The following is a 19,276-nucleotide window of genomic DNA, read 5'->3' as shown; positions in this document are numbered from 1 at the left end:
GGTGGTCGCTTCTTCAGGATCAGCGCCACGGCCCGCATCCTGCCAAGTCCGTGGGTTCGTCGAGGTGTCCGCGATGACCTGCGGCACGAAGTGGCCGAAGGCCATCGTGAAGATCACCGACGACCGGGACGAGCTGCTGGCCTTTTACGACTCCCCGGCCGAGCACTGGAGCTACCTCCAGACCACGGACCCGATCGAGTCGACGTTCTCCACAGTCAAGCTCCGCACCAAGGTCACCCGCGGGGCGGCAGCCCAGCCGCCGCCCTCGCCGTGGTCTTCAAGCTCGTCGAGTCCGCTCAGAACCGCTGGCGAGCGATCACCGGAGCCCACCTGGTCCCTTGGTCCGGGCCGGCGCCCGGTTCGACAACGACGTTCTGGCCGAGCGCGAGGAGCAGAGCGCCGCCGCCCGACGGACCCACGCTCCTGCCGTGAGCCCACAGATGTCAGGCAGCCGCTGCCACGTTGGATGACACGTCGGTCACCGCATCCAGCACCAGACGGGGATCGATCCACGGGGCGAACTCCTCCCGCAGCCGTTCCACCGCCTCCCACGTCGGTTTCAGGGAGCCATCGATCCCGCGGGAGCGGCCTTCCAGCCGCCGGCGGTGCACCACCGGGTCCGAGCACACCACCTCGATGAACGCCACCGGCACGCCATGCCGGCCCGCCATTGACCGCCACTGCTCCCGCGCCGCTTCCACGGCATCGACCGCGTCGGCGATCACTGTCTGGCCAAGGGCGAGCACACCGCCGGCCACTCTCACCTCGCGCGCGGGAATTCAGCGGGTGAGGAGACGTCGACAACGGAAGCGATGGGACGCCGGCCGTCTGACGGCAGCCACTGGCGGCCTGAGGAGGCATCCGGTCAGGACGAGGTCCAGCAGGAGGCCAGTGAGTTCTCGGCCAGCCGGGTCAGCTCCGCCCGGGTCAGGCCCAGGCCGGCGGCGCTCGCCACGTAGTTGTCGGCAATGTAGCCGCCGAAGAAGGGCGGGTCGTCGGAGTTGAGAGTGACTGCCACACCGGCGTCGAGCAGGCGCTTGAGTGGGTGGGCGGCGAGCGTCGGCACCACCTTGAGCGCCACGTTGGACAGCGGGCACATGGTCAGCGGTACACCGAGGTCGGCCACCCGGCGGATGAGCGCCGGGTCATCGGCCACCGCCACACCGTGATCGATCCGGTCCACCCCGAGTTCCAACGCTTCGACGACGTACGAGGCGGGCGCGTCCTCGCCGGCGTGGATCGTGGTCCGGTAGCCGCGGCGCTGGGCCTCGGCGAAGAAGCGGGCGAACTTCGAGGGCGGGTTGCCTCGCTCCGCTGAACCCATCCCGATCCCGATGACCTGCTCGCGCCACGGCTCGATCAGGTCGAGCAACTCCAGGGCGGTGGCCTCCTCCCGGTGGCGCTGCGCGGTGCAGATCAGCCGGGCATCGATGCCCCATTCCTCGCCGGCTTCGCGGAAAGCAGCGAGCACGCCGTCGAGGATGACCTCGATCGGCACGCCGGCGTCGAGGAAGGTCTGCGACCCGACGAAGACCTCCGCCTGGGTGACGCCTTCGGCATGCACATGGCGCAGGTAGTCCATCGCGAGGTCGAAGAAGTCCTGCCGCTGCCGCAGCGTGCCGGCCACCCGGAAAAGCACCTCAAGGAAGGCCGGCAGGTCGGCGAAGTCGTAGGCCGCCCGCAGCTCCTCCTCGCTCCCCCACGGCAGGCTCACCCCGTTGCGACGAGCACAAGCCAACGCGGTGGCGGGTTCGAGGGTGCCCTCAAGGTGTACGTGGAGCTCGGCCTTCGGCAGCGAATGGACGAAGGCCAAGTCGATGTCGGTGTCCATGTCGGCGGCGCTCATCACAGCAGCCTAATCGAGCGGCGTCGATGGCACTGAAGCCGGTGGCGGCGATGCCGTCCGGCGGCGTCCTCGGCTCGCGCAACTGACCGACCGTCTCGCCCGCTCCCTGCCGGAGGCCGCCGGCTGGGAGCGCAACCACACCCCCGTCCGGGAAGAGTCAGTAAAGACACCATGGGCGGTACATGAACAATCACGCCAACACTCTTTTACAGAAATGGGCTCACATGCGAGGAGACCGGGGCTGGGACTGGGGCCGGCACTGGGTGGGAGAGGGAGCGCGGGGCGGGTTCCGACGCATCCCCGGTACCTGACGCCGCGGGGCGAGAGGCCGCCTGTGCGTCAAACGCCTGGCTGCGGCACTGCCCTGCGCGCCCGGCCGGGCACGTGACGCCGCCAGGCGAGGGGCCGCTCGTGCGTCAGCGCACGGCACCCGCGCTGCCCGCCCCGCCCGCATCGGGTGCGGGTCGTATGGCCGGGTGGGTCGAGCCGCGTTCGATTGCGTTCCCGGGCCCGCTGTCAGGGCGGGTCGATCTCGGTGACCACCGCGACCAGGACCCTCTCGTGGTCATCCGAAAGGCCCGCGACCCCTATTCCTATCCAGCGTCCCTCCACCTGCCACAGGTTCAGCTCCGGAAGGCTCCGGCCGAGGAGGCTCCACGGCTCCGGCAGTTCCTCACCCTGGGCCTCTCGCAGGGACAGGCTCATGAGGCTGAACGTCTGCGGCGCTGCCCCCCAGAGCCCGGTCAGCGTCTCTACGAGCGCGTCGCACTGGTCTTCCTGCTCGGCCTTTTCCGCCTCTCTGTCGGCAATGTCCCCGTCCCAGACGGGTGTTACGGCCAGTTCGGCCCAGTGGTAGGCCGGTCCGCTGACGACCGCCCCAGCCCTCGCCCGCCGCTCGGGGAAGGCGCGGGTGCGCAACTGCTCGACGGCGGCGGCACGGTCGGCGGCCGGGGCGCTGAAGGTCATGCCTCCAGTAAACCCGCCCCCGCCGACAACGTGGTCCCCCGTCAGCCCGTGGATGTCAGGCGTCCCTCTTCCTGAGCGCCAGCCAGCCCGCGAGTATCGCTGCCGCCGCCCACGCTGTGAGTACCGCCGCCCCTCCCCACGCCCCGCCGGGACCTGTCGGCTCCTGGAGCATCAACTGCCGTCCGGCGTGATCGGGCAGGAAGTCCGCGAGCGAGGTGCCGTCCGTCGCGGTCGGGAAGATGAACGGTACGAGCAGGAACAGCGGCACCAGCACGCACAGCGCCCCCACGACGCTCCGCAGCAGCGTGGGCGCGGTGCAGCCGGACCACGGGAACGTCCTGGTCCGTTTTCGCCCGGTATGCGGCGAACGGCGCGTGGACGGCCCGGTCATCGAGCACGAGGCAGGGCGAGCCGTCGAGATCGGTGCAGCGCGCGCCTCAGGACTCCGCATATTCCCGCGCCTGATCGGCCACCCCGTCGTCCGGGCCGTCCATCACATCGCGCTGCTCCGCCATGGCCGTACCTCCGGAAGATCTTGATCGGTGGCGGCCCAGACTCCATCGGCACTCGCCCGGTACGCAACCAGCGAGTACCATCCGGCACACACGTTTACGGTCAGGGAGGGGCATCGTGGGGCGGCTGACCGGCGGAGACCCTTCCCTGCTGCGGCGAATCAATTCCGCCGTGGTCCTGCACGCCCTGCGGGACAACACCCCGCTCACGCTGACCGACCTGAGCCGGATCACCGGATTGTCCCGCCCTACCGTCGAGGGCGTGGTGGAGGGGCTCATGGAGGGCGGGCTCGTCGTGGAGGCGCCCGCGGACGACGGGGAGGCGCGCAAGCAGGGACGGCCCGCACGCAGATTCCGCTTCCGCGTGGAGGCGGGGCATCTCCTGGGCATCGAGATCGGTCCGCACCGGATCTCCGCACTGATCTCCGCGCTCGACGGGCGCATCATCGGCGCGGGCCGGCGCGACGTGGCGGAGGAGGCGGGGGCGGACGAGCGTCTCGACCGGGTACGCCAGGTGGTCGCGGACGTACTGCGCCGTACGGGCGTGGCCCGGGGGTCACTGCGCGCGGTCGGCGTGGGCAGCCCGGGCATCGTCGAGGCCGACGGCACGGTGCGGCTCGGCACGGCGCTCCCCGGCTGGACGGGTCTGCCGCTGGGTGAACGGCTGCGCCGGTCGTTCAAGTGCCCCGTCGTGGTGGAGAACGACGCGAACGCCGCCGCGGTGGCCGAGCAGTGGAAGGGCGTCGCCACAGAGTCCGACGACATCGTGTTCGTGCTCGCCGGGCTGAGCCCCGGGGCGGGCGCCCTGATCGGCGGGCGGTTGCACCGAGGGTTCGGGGGCGCCGCGGGCGAGATAGGGGCGCTCCATCTGCTGGGGCGCGAGGCGACTCCGGAGGCGCTGCTGTCCACGACGGGCGAGCCGCTGCACCCGCTGGACGAGCGCGCGGTGACGAAGGTCTTCGCCCTCGCCAAGGAGAGTGACGAGCGAGCCGGCGAGGCGATGCGGCGCTTCACCCAGCGCCTGGTGCACGACGTGGCGGCGCTGTCCCTCGCGCTCGATCCGGAACTGGTGGTGATCGGGGGCTGGGCGGCCGGGCTCGACAGCGTGCTTGAGCCGCTGCGCACCGAGTTGTCGAAGTTCTGTCTGCGAGCGCCTCGCGTGGAGCTCTCGATGCTCGGTGAGGCGGCGGTGGCGACCGGCGCGCTGCGGCTCGCGCTCGACCATGTCGAGGAAGAACTGTTCGCGGTGGAGCAGACGGTGACCGCCCGCCGCTGAACGCCGGGCCGGCCGTTGGCGACGGGCCCCGAGGCCGCGGGTGTTGGCCGCCGTCGGTCGCATGCGGAGCATGGACGCCGAGTCCACGCGCGGGGAAGGCCTAGTCCACGCGCGTGGAAGCATGCGCGCCTCGGCGCGAGAGCGCCCGCCCTGCCGGATCGGAGGCCCACGCGCGTGGAAGCACGCGGCGACGAGGAGCGTCCGGCAGCGTGCCGCGCAGAACTCGCCGGAGCAGCAGGGCCCTTGGCGGTCGATCGCCCGCCGTCACGAGTCTCGGCGCACCGCGGGCTTTCGCGCCACGGCCCTCCCCGTGACAGAACAGCCCTTCGCGGATGGGCCCTTCGCCACTCCGGAGGGTCAGGAGGCCTGGCGCTCCGGCTCGTCGCTGATCTCGACCTCGACCGCGTCCCCGAAGGTCAGCCGGCAGGTGTCGGCGCGGTAGGTGGCCACCGAGACGGCCACCGTACGGCCCCCGGCGAGGTAACGCGTGGTGACGACGAGGACCGGCGCGCCGGGCAGCCGATCGAGCTCCTTCGCGTCGTCGGCGCGCGCTGAACCGAGTTCGACGGCCCTGTCCTGCCCCTCGACACCGAAGCGCTGCAATTCGCGGAGCACGCTCCGGGCGCGGGCGGGACCTGACGACGCGTCTATGGCCGACAGGTCGGGCACGGACGCGGCCGGCACGTACAGCAACTCGGCCGCCACGCACTGGCCGTGCGCCGAGCGGACGCGGCGGACGATGTGCACCTCTTCGTCGGCTCCAGTCTCCAGGACGCGCGCGACGGCCGCGGGCGGTACGGCGACGGCGCAGCCGAGCGGCTGCCAGGTGTCGTCGGACGTGTCAGGGCCGTTCGCATGCGTGGTCGAGACGTCGACGCCGAGACGGGGCGGCGCCACCGTCGTACCGACACCGCGCCTGCGCTGCAGTCTCCCCTCAAGCTCCAGCTGCTCCAGGGCCTGCCGGAGCGTGGCCCTGGCGACGCCGAAACGGGCCGCGAGGTCCCGCTCGTTCGGCAGGATCTCACCGACGTTGAACTCGGAGTCGAGGGCTTCACCGAGCACTGTCTTGAGGTGCCAGTACTTCGGCTCCGGAACTGTCTCCAGCTGCGTGGTCCCCACCCTGCGCCTCCGCGATCGCCGTGTCTCGCAGGATTCCATGGCTTATTTATTAAAGGTTCCTGCACTAAAGGACGATAGGCCGCCCAGGAGACTTGGTCAAGACCAATACCCGAAGAGTGGGAGCGTTCCCAAACCGTCCGCGCCGGGCCCCGCACCCCAGCCGATCCGGCTCCACCGAGCGGGCCCCGTCTTCCTCCCCGTACGTGGCAGGGAAAACCAAGGAAGACCGGGGCAGATGTCTCAGCTGTTGGACCAGTCGCGGACGGACAGGACGAGGCGGTAGCCATCCGGGTCCTCGATCGTGACGCCCCACCGGTTCCAGTAGGGGTTCGGGGATTCCACCCGCCTGCCTCCGCACTCTTCGAGGCGGCCCACGAGGGCGCCGGGGACCTCTTCCCCGAGGTAGACGACGAGCAGATCCTCCTCCGTGGGCCGGGGGTCGACCGGGGCGCCGGCCTCGTGCACGAGCTCCAGATGCCAGCCCGCGTCCGGCAGTCCGAGCATCAGCAGGGCGTGCTCACCCGGCGCCTGCCCGCCCTCGTCGCGGTAGACGACGGAGAGTCCGAGGCCGTCCTTCCAGAACCGCTCGGCAGCCGCGAGGTCGCGGGAGGGGCGGGCGATCCTGATGTGAGCCTGGCCGCTGATGGGCATGGTGGTCCTCTCGCGCCTGCGGGATCTCCGGTCTCGACGGCCCGCACCGGCGTGGCCCGAACCGACAGGGCCCGGACCGGCGGGGCCGCGGGCCGTGTTCACACGCTAGGCACCGGTGCGAGCCGCGTCGATCGTCCGTCGGTCCTCGGTCGAGCGACCGATTGCCGGCGGCTGCCGCCGGGTCGCGCGCCCCTGATGCGACCCGCCGTGCGCCGCGCGGGGCAGGGACTCGACCTCGGCACCGGGCAGACCCCACGCATGATCGTGCGACCCGATCACCTGGTAGACCCGCCGCGTACGAGGGGCCGACGTAGGGACATGCGGTCCGATCGCCTGGCCAACGCGCCGCATACGACCGCGTGCACCGGCGCGTACGCCACGGCGTGGTCAGTACCCACTCATGTGCTCCCGGCAATTCCCTCCGACATCTCGTCACTCCCGCGAACGGGAGAGATACTGTCCGTGGCCGTCGGCCGCGTCGAGCGGTGCGGCGCCACAGGCGAAGTGGCGGGTCCCGCAAAGGTGTGGGAGTGGAAGGAGGTCTCCCGGATGAAAAGGAGGTCTCCGGATGGAGCCGCGGGCGAACCGTCCCCCGGCCGCTTCGCGTCCTGAAGACTGATAGTCCAATGCCAGGAACGGCCAAAAATGACCCAAAGGCAATCAAAACCAGCCTTAACCTCTCAGACACGCTCTGTTCGTGATCACGAAACACCAACCGGTCAGAGTGGTTCCATGAGTGATCCGACTTCCGGCACGAGCGCGCGGGGCCCCCACCCATGGCCCCGTCGTATCACCGACTTCCTGCACCTCTCCCGAACGGCCGGCGCGTCCGACACCGACACGGCTGACGACACGTCACTGTGGCGCATGCGGACCACCGTCAAGGACCGGCCGGGCAGCCTCGCCACCCTGTGTGCCGTGCTCGCGAAGTGCCGGATCGACATCCTCACCCTGCACACGCACCCGCTCGCGTCCGGCACGGTCGACGAGTTCCTCCTGCGCGCACCCGCGTCGCTCCTCTCCGAAGACCTGCTCGCGGCCGTACGGCGCGGCGGCGGCACGGACGTGTGGGCCGAGCGTGCCGACGCACACGACCTGGTCGACGCGCCCGCGCGCGCCATCGCCCTTGCGACCTGCACCGCGCTCGACCCGGCCGAACTGCCGCTCGCGCTGCGGTCGCTGCTCGGACGGTGCTCGGTGCGCTCCGTTCCCGCGTACTCACCGACGGGCGTCCCGTCCGCCGAGACCGTACCGGCCGAAGGCACCCTGAACGGTACCTCGATGCGACTGCGCGACGGCACCGGAGGCACGGTGATCGTCGAGCGCCCGTCACTTCCGTTCACACCCAGCGAGTTCGCGAGGGCGCGTGCCCTGGTCGCGCTCGATGCGAGCCTCGGCCCGCGGCAGCCGTACGAAGGCGCCCCGGCCGCCTCGTCCGCCCCGGCCGCCTCGTCCAACGGCCAGGAAGTCACGATCCGCAGGGTCGGCACGGCGGCGCACGCCGCGGCGGCGGCGCTGCACGGCCGTTGCTCGGACCAGACACTGCGCATGCGCTACCACGGGCCCCTGGGTGACGTGGACAAGTACCTCGGCCATCTGCTCGACCCGCGCTTCGGGCGGACGCTCGGCGCCTATACGGCGTCCGGGCGGCTGGTGGGACTCGGCCACCTCCTGTGGGACGGTGACGAGGCCGAGGTCGCCCTGCTCGTAGAGGACGCGTGGCACCGGCGCGGCATCGGCACGGCGCTCCTCGGCCGGCTCGCGGTACTGGCCGTGCGCGAAGGATGCACGAACGTGTACGCGGTGACGCGACGCACCAACAAGGCCATGGTGGCCGCGATGCGGGGGCTCGGGCTGCCGCTCGACCACCAGGTCGAGGACGCGACCCTGGTGATCACGGCCACACTCGACCACGACGCGATCCACGCGCTGGCGCCGGACGGCGGCGCCGGTCTGTTCGAGGCGGGGGCGCCGGAGCACTGAGCGCCGGCGCCTCACCGGCGGGCACCATGGGGGTGCCGGGAATACGGGGGCCACGGAGAAAGAACGGGGCCACGGAGAAAGAGGGTGTGACGGACCGCCTCCTGTCGGAGAGGATGTCCGCATGTCAGACACAGCCGGCAGCGCGCTGCCCCGTCAGGTCGCCGACGCCTACGTCGACGCACTCATCCGACTCGACCCCATCACCGGCACCTTCCTCGGTGTGCGGGAGTGCAACGGGCGTCTTCCCGACTTCTCACCCGCCGGGTTCGCGGCGCAGGCCGATCTCGACCGCGCGACTCTCGCCAAGCTGGACGAGGCGGAGCAGCGGCCCGGTGCGGACAGGGCCCCGGAGCGGCTGTGCGGACGGCTGCTGCGCGAGCGGTTGACGGCGGGACTCGCGGTGTACGAGGCGGACGAGCACCTGTGCACGGTGAGCAACCTGCACTCTCCCGTGCACAGCGTCCGCGAGGTCTTCACGCTGATGCCGACCGAGTCCGGCGAGGACTGGGCCGCGGTGCTCGACCGGCTGGGCGCCGTGCCCGCCGCGTTCGAGGGGTACCGTGCCTCGCTCGGTCTTGGCCTGGAGCGCGGCCTCAAGGCCGGTCCGCGCCCCACGGCCACCTTCGTGGAGCAGCTCACCGAATGGGCGGGCGGGGAGCGCGGCTGGTTCGAGGAGTTCGTCGCGGACGCGCCCGAGCCGCTCCACAAGGAGCTGGCGACCGCCGCCCAGACGGCGACGGCCGCCGTGCGCACTCTGCGGGACTGGATGCGGGACGTGTACGCGCCGGCCGTCGCGGGCGCGCCCGACACCGTGGGCGCCGAGCGGTACGCGCGCTGGTCGCGCTATTTCAACGGCACGGATCTGGACCTCGACGAGGCGTACGCGTACGGCTGGTCGGAGTACCACCGGCTGCTCGCTGAGATGAGGACCGAGGCCGAGAAGATCCTGCCGGGGGCGACGCCCTGGGAGGCGCTCGCCCACCTCGACGAGCACGGCAAGCACATCGAGGGCGTGGCCGAGGTCAGGGAGTGGCTCCAGGGCCTGATGGACGAGGCCATCGATGCCCTCGACGGCACCCACTTCGAACTCGCCCCGCGGGTACGGAAGGTGGAGGCCATGATCGCGCCGGCCGGCGGGGCCGCCGCTCCCTACTACACGCAGCCCTCGGAGGACTTCTCCCGCCCCGGCCGCACCTGGCTGCCCACGATGGGCGAGACCCGCTTCCCGGTGTACGACCTGGTGTCGACCTGGTACCACGAGGGCGTGCCCGGCCACCATCTCCAGCTGGCGCAGTGGACGCACGTCTCGGACCGGCTCTCCCGCTACCAGGCGACCGTCGGCATGGTCAGCGCCAATGCCGAGGGCTGGGCCCTGTACGCGGAGCGGCTGATGGACGAGCTGGGCTTCCTGCCCGACGCGGAGCGCAGGCTCGGCTACCTGGACGCGCAGATGATGCGCGCGTGCCGGGTCATCGTCGACATCGGCATGCACCTGGAGCTGGAGATCCCCGCCGAGTCGCCGTTCCACCCGGGCGAGCGCTGGACGCCCGCGCTCGCGCAGGAGTTCTTCGGCATGCACAGCGGCCGGCCCGCGGACTTCGTGGAGAGCGAACTGATCCGCTACCTGTCGATGCCGGGCCAGGCCATCGGCTACAAGCTGGGCGAGCGCGCCTGGCTGCTGGGCCGTGAGAAGGCCCGTGAGCGGCACGGCGAGTCCTTCGACCTCAAGGCCTGGCACATGGCCGCCCTGTCACAGGGGTCCCTGGGCCTTGACGACCTGGTCGAAGTGCTGTCTGAGCTCTGACGCCGGAGCGGAGCCGACGCCGACGCCGGCCCCCACCCCGGTGGGACGGCAACGGGGCGCCAGGCCGCGGGGCGCCGGGGCCCCAGAGGCGCCGAGCGCCTGGCTGCCGGCTGCTGGGATGCCAGGCGCCCCGTCGTCGCGGACGGCGGGCGGCAGGCTCATGCGCCAGGCCGCAGAGGGCCCGCGCCGTCGACTCGGTGCGGCGGGGTGCGCCCGGCCGGGGCGGAGCGGGTGCCTCAGTCGAGGGGGGCGGTGCGCAGCCGTACGGTCGAGCCGTGCCGTCCCTTCATCACCTCCAGCTGAACGGGGATGCGGCGGCGCAGATCCGCGACATGGCTGACGATGCCGACGCTGCGGTCGCGCTCGCGCAGGCCGTCCAGCACGTCCAGGACCTCGTCGAGCGTCTGGTCGTCCAGCGTCCCGAAGCCCTCGTCGATGAACAGGGTGTCGAGGCGGACGCCACCGGCCTCGTCGCTGACGACGTCGGCGAGGCCAAGCGCGAGGGCCAGGGACACGAAGAACGTCTCGCCGCCGGACAGCGTCGCCGTGTCTCGCGCGCTGCCCGTCCACGCGTCCACGACGTGCAGGCCGAGGCCGGAGCGGCGCTGGCCGACCCGGGCGTCGGTGTGCACCAGCGCGTACCGCCCCGCCGACATGTGCTGAAGGCGTACGGTCGCGGCCTGCGCGACCTGTTCGAGCCGGGCCGCCAGGACGTACGACTCCAGGCGCATGCGGCGCTCGTTGTCGGCGGAGGTGCCCGCCGTCAGGGTGGCGAGCCCGGCCACCCGGTCGTACGCGGTGCGCAGCGGTCCGAGGGCGCGCGCCTCCGTGTCGGCGCGGGCCGACAGGCCGCCCAGTTCGGTGCGGCGCTCCTGCGCCGCCGCGAGGGCGGTGGATGCCTCGCGCAGGGCGCGCTCCGCCGCGTCGTGGGCCGCGCGGGCCGCCTCGGGCGCGGCGTGCGGGCGGGCCCCGGCGTCGCTTGCGTCCTGCTCAAGGAGGCGCTCGGCGACGATCGCGGCCTCGCGCTGCCAGGCGTCGACGCGGTGTTGGAGTTCGCGCCGCGCCGCGCCGTCGAGGAGCGCGGCGCCCGCGGCCTCCGGCGTGTCGAAGCCGGCGCGGTACGCGGCGTCCGCGAGGCGCGCGTCGGCGTCCTTGAGCTGCCCTGCCGTGGACTCCACGGCGCGCACCGCGTCGGCGGCCGCGGCGAGGAGGCCGGCGCGCCGCTCCAGTTCGGCCGCGCGCTCGGCGATGCCCGCCGCGGCGCCCGTGGCCCGGGCCAACTCCTCGGACAGGGCGGCCCGTTCCCCCTCCAGAGCCTCGCGCTGGGAGGTGCGCGCGGCCACGGCGAGCTCGGCGTGCTGCTGCGCCGCTTGTCGGTCGCGGTGTTCGCGCTCCGCCGCGGCGAGCGCCTCGCGCGCGGAATGCGCGCGGGCCGCCACGGTCCGTGCCGCCTCGTGCTCACGGCTCAACCGATCAGCTTCTTCGGCCAGTTCGGAAACGGGGGCGTCGCCCGCCTCGGCGTGCGCCGCCGCGTACGCCTCCCGTACGCGCGCGTGCGCGGCGTCGGCGGCGGCCCGCGCTTCCTCCGCGCGGCGGTGCCCTGCCTGTGCCGCGTCCTCGGCGGCCGCGTCGACCTGGCCTGCGGCGGGGCGCGCGGGGGCGGGGTGCTGGGTGGAGCCGCAGACCGAGCAGGGTTCGCCGGCCGCGAGGCCCGCCGCGAGTTCGGCCGCCATGCCGTCGAGCCTGCGCTCGCGAAGATCGAGCCAGGTCTCGTGGGCCGCGACAGCGGCGGCGCCTGCCCGCGCCGCGCGGGTCGCCGCCTCGCGCTCGGTCCGCTCCGCGTCGTCCCGGTCGCGGGCCGCTTCGAGTCGCCGCAGGGCCGGGTCGAGCAGGGCGCCGAAGCGCTCCGCCCGGGTGGCCGCCTGCTGGGTCGCCTCGATCTCCTCACGGAGCCGCGCGCGCAGGCCGTCCCAGCCGGCGAGCCACGCGGCGGCCTCCCGTGCCGTCTCGTCGTCGGCCCGCAACTGCCGCTCCAGCTCTGCGCGTTCACGTCCGATCTCAGCGACCCGCGCCTCGGCCGCACGCGCCGACGCGAGAGCGCCCAGTTCCTCCCGTACGCTCCGCTCCGCCGAGGTGAGCTGTTCGGCGCCCGCGTCCGCGAGGTCGGCGGGCAGGGGAAGGCGCGCCGCGCCGCACGCGGCGAGGGCGGCCGTATGGTCCCGCCCGGCGGCCTCGCGCAGCGTGAGTGCCTCCTGTACGCGCTCGGCCCTGCGGTCCGCGTCCAGCCTGGCCTGTGCCTCGTCGCGGCTGGAGCGGGACTCCTCGACCGACTCGGCGCGCTCGCGTGTCTCGGCGAACCGCCGCTGGAGCCGGGCGAGTTCGCTCTGGGCGTCCAGCTCGGCGCGGGCCTCGGCCTCCAGGGCCCCTCTCTGGGCGAGCGCGCGCGCCGCGATGTCGCACCGCTCCACCGCGACCGAGCGGGCTGCGGCCGCCCAGGCGAGGATGTCCTGCGCGAGGCCGGGATCGCCGGGCGCACGCTCGGGCGGCGGAGGCGCGCCACCGGGGCCGGCCGCCTGCGCGATGCGCTGCGCCAGCGCGTACAGCCTCTCGTCGCCTGCGCGCACCCGCGTTTCCGCGCCGCGCCGGAGCTCGGCGAGCCGGTCCTCGACGGCGGCGAACCTGTGCGTGTCGAAGAGCCTGCCGAGCAGCTTCGCGCGCTGTTCGGCGTCGGCCTGGAGGAACTGCGCGAAGTCGCCCTGCGGGAGGAGGACGACCTGGCAGAACTGCTCACGGCTCATGCCGAGCAGCTCGGTGACCTCCTTTCCGATCTCCTGGTGTGTACGGCTCAGGGCCCGCCAGGCGCCGGCCGCCGCGTCGTACTCGCGCAGCGCGCTCGCCGCCTTGACCGTGGTGAACCCGGCCCGGCCCTTCTTCGGACGCTGCTGGGCCGGGCTCCGGGTGACCTCGATGCGGCGGCCCGCCACGGTGAGGTCGAGCGTGACCTGCGTGAGCGTCCCGGGGGCCGCGTGGTCGCTGCGCAGGACGATGCCCGGTTTCTGGCGGGCGCCAGGCACGCCGCCGTACAGGGCGAAGCAGACCGCGTCGAGCACCGACGTCTTGCCCGCTCCCGTCTGACCGCGCAGCAGGAAGACGCCCGCGCCGGCGAGCGCGTCGAAGTCGATCTCCTGCGTGCCCGCGAAGGGCCCGAAGGCGGTGACCGTCATCCGGTGCAGTCTCATGAGGCCACCTCGCGCACCGCGTCGTCCACCCGCACGTCCTCGATGGCGTCGCGCAGTACGGCGCGCTCGCCCGCATCGGGGCCCGCGCCGCCGCGCACGTGCGCGACGAAGTCCTCGGCGATCTGCTGGTCGCTGCGGCCCTGGAGGCGCCTGGCATAGGACGCGGACGGGTCCTCGTCGCTCCGCTCCGGCTCGAACAGCAGGCTGAGCGTGTGCGGGAAGCGCGCCGCCAGCCGGGCCATGGGGTCCTTCGGGCGGACCGCGTCCGTGAGCGTCGCCTCCACCCACGCCTCCTCGTGCCGGGTGAGCGCGGGGTCGTCGAGGAGCTCTTGAAGGGGGCCCCTGATCCGTGCGAGCGGCCTCGGTACCGGGCAGTCGACCCGTTCGGCCCCGACCTCCCCATCCGGTCCGAGGTCGACCAGCCACATCGACTTGCGGTGCGGGGCCTCGGAGAAGGAGTAGGCGAGGGGCGAACCCGAGTAGCGCACGCGGTCGGTGAGGCGCTGCGCGCCGTGGAGATGCCCGAGTGCCACGTAGTCGACCCCGTCGAAGACTCCGGCCGGGACGGACGCCACCCCGCCCACGGTGATGTCCCGCTCGCTGGCGCTGGGCGCGCCGCCCGTGACGAAGGCGTGGGCCAGCACGATGGACCTGGTGCCTTCGGGGCGGCAGGCGAGATCCGCGCGCACGCGGTCCATGGCGGCGCCGAGCACGCTCTCGTGATCCGCGCGCTCCACCCGGAAGTCATCGCGCACCAGGGACGGTTCGAGATACGGCAGTCCGTAGCACGCGACCTCGCCGTGCGCGTCGCTCAGCAGCACCGGCGTACCGCAGCCCGCCGGGTCGGTCCGCAGGTGAATCCCCGCGCGCTCGATGAGCCCGGCGCCGACGCCGAGCCTGCGGGCCGAGTCGTGGTTCCCGGAGATCATCACCGTGGGCACCCCGGCCCCGGCGAGCCGGTGCAGCGCGCGGTCGAACAGCTCGACCGCGGCGAGCGGCGGCACCGCGCGGTCGTACACGTCGCCGGCGACCAGGACCGCGTCCACGTCGCGCTCGCGCACCGTCGCCACCAGGTGGTCGAGGAACGCGGCCTGTGCGTCGAGCAGGCTCACCCGGTGGAACGAGCGCCCCAGGTGCCAGTCCGACGTGTGCAGGAATCTCATGATCCCCGAGCGTATCGGTGGGGTACGACAGCCCGTGGAGCAACGGGCGTACCGGGCGGGCCCGCCCGCCGCACGCCACTCCGCCGCACGCCCGCTTGTCGCTGGTCGCCGACCGCCGGGGTCCGGCTCCACCGTGCCGGGCCGCTCGGCCGCCGTGTCCGTTCCCGTGGCCTCACGCGTCCCCGTACGCCTCGTCGCCGAGTTCGAGCACCGCCGTGCCCGCGGTGGCGTCGGCGAGCCAGCCGCGGAACGTCTCCACGTCGGCGTCCGGCAGGGCGATGTCGAGTGCCACCGCCTCCGCGTACCGGACGCCGCGCACGGTGCGTCCGGTGGCGCGCAGGTCGTTCTCCAGCTTCCCCGCGCGCTGGTGGCCGACGGTCACGGTGGCGAGCCGGAACCGCCTCCTGGCACGGGTGCCCACGGCGTCCAGGGCCTCGCCGACGACGCCCCCGTACGCCCTGATCAGCCCGCCCGCGCCGAGTTTCACGCCGCCGTAGTAGCGGGTGACGACAGCGGCCACGTAGCGCACCTCCCTGCGCAGCAGCATCTGGAGCATCGGGGTGCCCGCCGTGCCGCCGGGCTCCCCGTCGTCGCTCGCCTTCTGTACAGAGGCGTCGGCTCCGATGACGTACGCGAAGCAGTTGTGGCTCGCCGAGGGGTGTTCCGCGCGCACACGTGCGACGAATTCCCGCGCTTCCTCTTCGGTGGCGCAGGGCGCGAGCGCGCAGAGGAAGCGCGACCGGTTGATCTCGGTCTCGTGCGCGCCCGCACGGGCGACGGTCAGGTACTGCTCGGGCATCGCCCCACCCTATGCGGGCGGGAGCCATCCGGTGCGGGCGGGAATGCCGGACCGCGTCGGGCCTGTTTCCCGGGTATGTACGCGGATGACGAGACGATTCGTACGATCCTCACCGAGACGGGCGACACGTGGGCGGTGGTGGGACTGTCCAACAACAGGGCGCGCGCGGCGTACGGCGTGGCGGGCGTGCTCCAGCGCTTCGGCAAGCGGGTGGTGCCGGTGCATCCCAAGGCGGAGACGGTCCTCGGCGAGCGGGGGTACGCCTCGCTGGACGCGATCCCCTTCGACGTGGATGTGGTGGACGTCTTCGTCAACAGCGACCTGGCGGGAGCGGTCGCGGACGAGGCGGTGGCGAAGGGGGCGAAGGCGGTCTGGTTCCAGCTGGGTGTGGTGGACGAGCAGGCGTACGCGCGCACGCGGGAGGCCGGCCTCGCCATGGTGATGGACCGGTGCCCGGCCATCGAGATCCCTTCCCTGGGATGAGCGTGGCCGCGCGCCGGCCCGCGCGTGCCCCGCGCTGACCGCCGGTCAGATCGCGCATCGGGGGCAGGGTGCCTCATCGCGGCCGACGCGGCCGTTGAGCTCGCGGAAATCAGCGGGCGCGCACCGATGAGTACCGCCGTGATCACCGGTCATAGGTCGTGGTTGGTGCGCCGCGGTCGAAGGAGGGCTGAAGCGTCCGCCGGTCCCACCCGCCGAAAACCGGACACGACACACCGAGGAACCACCCATGCGTACCCTGATCAGCACGGCCTTCATCTCGCTCGACGGCGTCGTGGAGGCCCCGGGCGGCGAGCCCGGCTACCGGAACTCCGGCTGGACCTTCAAGGACATCGAGTTCCTCCCCGAGGCGTTCGACATAAAGGGTCGCGAGCAGCGGGAGGCCGCGGCGATGCTGATGGGCCGCACCAGCTACGAGGCGTTCAGCCCGGTGTGGCCGGACATGGCGGACTTCGCCGACTACAAGGTGATCCCGAAGTATGTCGTCTCCACCACCCTCACCGAGGACGACCTGGTGACCGACTGGGGCGAGACGACGATCCTGCGCTCACTCGACGAGGTCGCGGCTCTGAAGGAGACCGACGGCGGCCCGATCATCGTCCACGGCAGCGCCGCCCTGAACCGGAGCCTCTCGGACGCCGGCCTGATCGACCGCTACCACCTGCTCGTCTTCCCGCTCCTGCTCGGCGCCGGCAAGCGCCTGTTCAGCGCCACGGACAAGGACACGCAGAAGTTGAAGCTGGTCGAGCACGCGGCATACGCCAACGGCGTGCAGAAGAACGTGTTCGACGTCGTCCGCTGACACGGCTCCCGCGCCCGCGCGCAGTCGTGAGTGCCTCCGCGCAGGCGTGAGCACGCCCGCGCACCGGCCCACGCGTGCCCCGCGCCGCCGGGTGGGCCGGGACGCGAGCCCGGCCGGGGCGCGGGGCCGGGCCGGTCAGCGGCGCGGGAGCAGGCCGCGCAGGACCTTGCCCTCCGTCGACAGGGCGTAGTCATGGCGGTCGAAGCGCGGTGTGTCCTCGAAGATGAGGTAGAGGTACTTGAAGTTCTCGGCGAAGCCGTACGCGGGGAACAGGTCGCCCTGGGCCATCGGGGACACGGTCACGTCGTCCAGGATCGTGTAGCCGTTCGCGGTGCGGGCGTTGGTCTTCATGCCCTGGAAGTAGCGGTAGGCGGTGTCTGCGTAGGTGCGCTGTCCGGTGCGCAGGGAGAGGTCGAAGGAGGCGTTGACGTACTCGGGGCGGAACTGGTTGCCCTTGGTGGTCGCCGCCAGTGTCGTGTAGTCGATGGACTCGGGCAGGACGGCGTACCGGTCCAGCACGTCCGTCCAGGAGCGGTAGTAGGCCGCGCCGAGCGCGTCGTCGCCGCTCGCGGCCAGCACCTCGGCGTAGAAGGAGCCCAGTTCGGACTGGCCCCGCCCGAGCAGCGCGCCGGTGGAGAAGTCGATCTGCTTGAACCAGACGCGGCCGTCGTAGGTCTCCACCGCGTTCTTGACGAGGGCCTTGTTCAGCAGCCGGAACCAGTCGCGGCAGTCGGTGTCGCCCAGCAGCGTCCACCCGCCCCACAGGTATTCGTAGAAGGAGTCCGTGGGCGGGTTCGGGCCGTTGTCGGTGGCGTCGGTCCAGCGGCCCGTCTCGACGTTCAGGCTGGTCCCGAGCAGATCGAGCGAGGAGCGCGCGCCGACGGCGGCGCGCAGGGCGCGCTTGGCCGCGTCGTAGTACTTGCTGTCGCCCGTGAGTTTGGACAGCAGTCCGAACTCCATGATGTTCGTGCCGATCTCCGCGAGCGGCGGCGTCGCCCCCGACACCGCCCCTGTACGGAAGTTGACGTACTGGTAGGGCATACCGGTGGGCGACTTGGTGAAGGCGGGCAGCAGCCGGTCGGCGACGTCGGCGGTCAGTGCGAGCAACCGCTTGTCGCCCGTGGCGAGATGGCCCGCGAGCAGGCCGCCCACCACCCGGATGATGGCCTCGAAGACGTGGAAGTCGCCGTCGATGTCGAGCGACAGGTCGCTCTTGATCCAGCGGACGGAGTCGGCGAGCTCGTCGTCGAGCCCCATCACGTACAGCGTGTCCAGCGCCTCGATGATCGACAGGCCGACCGGGCTCCCGGGGACGAAGAACTCGCTCGACCCGCCGGAGAGCGGGTGGACCTCGTCGTGCCCCCAGGCGAACCGCTTGTAGCCGTCCCACGCGTGCAGGAACTCCTCCCGCACCTCGCGGGCCGCCTGCGCCGCGGGAGGCGTGTGAGACGTCCCCTGCGCGGCCTTTCCCGCGGAATCCGCTGATCCCTTGCCGGGCCCGGCCGCGAAGGCCGCTCCCCCGGTGCCGCCGACGAGTGCGGCCGAGCCCGCGGCGCCGAGCGCCGCCAATACCCCACGGCGCCCTGGCCCACGCCTCGCGGTCTGGTCCATCGTCATGCCACCACTCCCACACTCCTGGACGACACATTCGGTACGGCAGGCAGGCGGCAGGCGGGCCCCTGCCGCGCATGCTGTACGGCACTGGAGCGACAACGCGCCGACAACGTTGTCGGTCATCGTGCCGGGTGAACTGTGCCGCGTGGCGGCGGGGAGCGTCAACGATGTCGCCGTCATCCACAGGTTCGCGCCCGGGAGTTGTCCCGGCCGTGTATCAGCCGGTCGCCGCCGCCCCGGACATCCGGGCGGCCTGCCGAAGCGCCTCGATCATGCTGCGCGGGTCCGCCGTTCCCGTACCCGCGATGTCGAAGGCGGTGCCGTGGTCGACGGAGGTGCGGATCACCGGCAGCCCGACGGTCAGGTTGACGCCCGTCTCGATGCCGAGCACCTTCACCGGACCGTGCCCCTGGTCGTGGTACATGGCCACCACCAGGTCCAGGTCTCCGCGCGAGGCGAGGTAGAAGGCGGCGTCCGCCGGGAGCGGCCCGCGCGCGTCGATGCCGTCCGCGCGCACCGCGTCGAGCGCGGGCCGGATCTTCTCGTCCTCCTCGCCGTTCCCGAACAGGCCGTTCTCGCCCGCGTGCGGATTGATCCCGCAGACCCCCAGCACGGGGTGCGCCGTCCCGGCCCGCACCATCGCCTCGTGGCCTCTGCGGACCGTCCGCTCCACCAGGCCGGGTTCGATCCGGCGCACGGCGTCCAGCAGTCCGACGTGGGCGGTGACGTGGATGACCTTCACCTTCGGTGTGGACAGCATCAGCGACACCTCGTCCACGCCCGCGAGTTCGGCGAGCAATTCGGTGTGCCCCGGATAGGGGTGGCCGCCCGCGTGCAGCGCCGCCTTGTTGAGCGGGGCGGTGCACAGGGCGTCGGGCGCCCCCCGGGGGGGGGGGGCCCCCCCCCCCCCGACCTAGTGGGTAGCCGCGGGGCCCCCCCCCCGGGGCCCCACCCCCCCCCCCCCGCCCGGCCGGGGCCCCCCCCGCTCCGTGGCGGCGGGT

General features: G+C 72.6%; 15 protein-coding genes and 2 pseudogenes. 6 read left to right on the top strand and 11 right to left on the bottom strand.

What is annotated here, in order from left to right; translation table 11 throughout:
* Positions 1–82: 82 nt before the first annotated feature.
* Positions 83–470: pseudogene (locus tag LCE31_RS00225) on the top strand (transposase); the annotation flags it as partial.
* Here the strand turns inward: LCE31_RS00225 and LCE31_RS00220 are convergent.
* The 4 genes from LCE31_RS00220 to LCE31_RS00205 form a co-directional block, all read right to left on the bottom strand.
* Complete coding sequence (locus tag LCE31_RS00220) at positions 444–758, bottom strand: AAA family ATPase (RefSeq protein WP_225011715.1); 315 nt, start codon at positions 756–758, stop codon at positions 444–446. The pseudogene LCE31_RS00225 and the gene LCE31_RS00220 sit on opposite strands and share 27 nt — an antisense overlap.
* Positions 759–865: 107 nt before the next feature.
* A complete protein-coding gene (add, locus tag LCE31_RS00215) occupies positions 866–1,846 on the bottom strand; it encodes an adenosine deaminase (RefSeq protein ID WP_225011714.1) in 981 nt (326 codons plus the stop codon).
* Between the two features lie 516 nt (positions 1,847–2,362).
* Positions 2,363–2,812 (bottom strand): hypothetical protein, encoded by a 450-nt coding sequence (locus LCE31_RS00210; protein ID WP_225011712.1) that lies wholly within the window; start codon positions 2,810–2,812, stop codon positions 2,363–2,365.
* 55 nt (positions 2,813–2,867) lie between these two features.
* The gene (locus LCE31_RS00205) at positions 2,868–3,203 is read right to left on the bottom strand and encodes a hypothetical protein (RefSeq protein ID WP_225011711.1); all 336 of its coding nucleotides are present in this window, start codon (positions 3,201–3,203) and stop codon (positions 2,868–2,870) included.
* Between the two features lie 239 nt (positions 3,204–3,442).
* Between LCE31_RS00205 and LCE31_RS00200 the strand changes: the two genes are divergently transcribed.
* Complete coding sequence (locus tag LCE31_RS00200) at positions 3,443–4,600, top strand: ROK family transcriptional regulator (protein ID WP_225011710.1); 1,158 nt, start codon at positions 3,443–3,445, stop codon at positions 4,598–4,600.
* 357 nt (positions 4,601–4,957) lie between these two features.
* On the opposite strand, the gene LCE31_RS00195 is transcribed toward LCE31_RS00200, so the two are convergent.
* Complete coding sequence (locus LCE31_RS00195; RefSeq protein ID WP_225011709.1) at positions 4,958–5,719, bottom strand: GntR family transcriptional regulator; 762 nt, start codon at positions 5,717–5,719, stop codon at positions 4,958–4,960.
* A gap of 240 nt (positions 5,720–5,959) precedes the next feature.
* Positions 5,960–6,370, bottom strand: coding sequence for a VOC family protein (locus tag LCE31_RS00190; protein WP_225011708.1), 411 nt, complete (start codon positions 6,368–6,370; stop codon positions 5,960–5,962).
* A gap of 645 nt (positions 6,371–7,015) precedes the next feature.
* Here LCE31_RS00190 and LCE31_RS00185 point away from each other — a divergent pair.
* Both LCE31_RS00185 and LCE31_RS00180 read left to right on the top strand, forming a co-directional pair.
* Complete coding sequence (locus tag LCE31_RS00185) at positions 7,016–8,353, top strand: GNAT family N-acetyltransferase (RefSeq protein ID WP_374118365.1); 1,338 nt, start codon at positions 7,016–7,018, stop codon at positions 8,351–8,353.
* 121 nt (positions 8,354–8,474) lie between these two features.
* Positions 8,475–10,157 (top strand): DUF885 domain-containing protein, encoded by a 1,683-nt coding sequence (locus LCE31_RS00180; protein ID WP_225011705.1) that lies wholly within the window; start codon positions 8,475–8,477, stop codon positions 10,155–10,157.
* A 236-nt stretch (positions 10,158–10,393) separates the two neighbouring features.
* On the opposite strand, the gene LCE31_RS00175 is transcribed toward LCE31_RS00180, so the two are convergent.
* The 3 genes from LCE31_RS00175 to LCE31_RS00165 form a co-directional block, all read right to left on the bottom strand.
* Entirely contained in the window at positions 10,394–13,396 is a 3,003-nt protein-coding gene (locus LCE31_RS00175) for an AAA family ATPase (protein ID WP_225011703.1), read from the bottom strand.
* Positions 13,393–14,559: an exonuclease SbcCD subunit D gene (locus LCE31_RS00170; protein WP_225011702.1), complete on the bottom strand. Its 1,167-nt coding sequence runs from the start codon at positions 14,557–14,559 to the stop codon at positions 13,393–13,395. The genes LCE31_RS00175 and LCE31_RS00170 overlap by 4 nt, the downstream gene beginning before the upstream one ends.
* 172 nt (positions 14,560–14,731) lie before the next feature.
* On the bottom strand, positions 14,732–15,358 hold the full coding sequence (locus tag LCE31_RS00165) for a YigZ family protein (RefSeq protein ID WP_225011701.1): 627 nt from the start codon (positions 15,356–15,358) through the stop codon (positions 14,732–14,734).
* Positions 15,359–15,433: 75 nt separating this feature from the next.
* On the opposite strand from LCE31_RS00165, the gene LCE31_RS00160 reads away from it, so the two are divergent.
* Positions 15,434–15,841 carry a CoA-binding protein gene (locus tag LCE31_RS00160; protein WP_225011700.1) on the top strand — a complete coding sequence of 136 codons (408 nt, stop codon included), beginning with the start codon at positions 15,434–15,436 and terminating at the stop codon, positions 15,839–15,841.
* A gap of 247 nt (positions 15,842–16,088) precedes the next feature.
* Complete coding sequence (locus LCE31_RS00155; protein WP_225011699.1) at positions 16,089–16,661, top strand: dihydrofolate reductase family protein; 573 nt, start codon at positions 16,089–16,091, stop codon at positions 16,659–16,661.
* A gap of 135 nt (positions 16,662–16,796) precedes the next feature.
* Here LCE31_RS00155 and LCE31_RS00150 read toward each other — a convergent pair whose 3' ends face one another.
* Both LCE31_RS00150 and LCE31_RS00145 read right to left on the bottom strand, forming a co-directional pair.
* Entirely contained in the window at positions 16,797–18,278 is a 1,482-nt protein-coding gene (locus tag LCE31_RS00150) for a glycoside hydrolase family 47 protein (protein WP_225011698.1), read from the bottom strand.
* A 214-nt stretch (positions 18,279–18,492) separates the two neighbouring features.
* Positions 18,493–19,146 (bottom strand): annotated as a pseudogene (locus LCE31_RS00145) (4-hydroxythreonine-4-phosphate dehydrogenase PdxA); the annotation flags it as partial.
* Between the last annotated feature and the right edge of the window lie 130 nt (positions 19,147–19,276).

Source organism: Streptomyces sp. 8L (assembly GCF_020176795.1).
Taxonomy (GTDB): domain Bacteria; phylum Actinomycetota; class Actinomycetes; order Streptomycetales; family Streptomycetaceae; genus Streptomyces.
The sequence above is the reverse complement of the archived record's forward strand: the minus strand, read 5'-3'. Positions and strand labels throughout refer to the sequence as shown.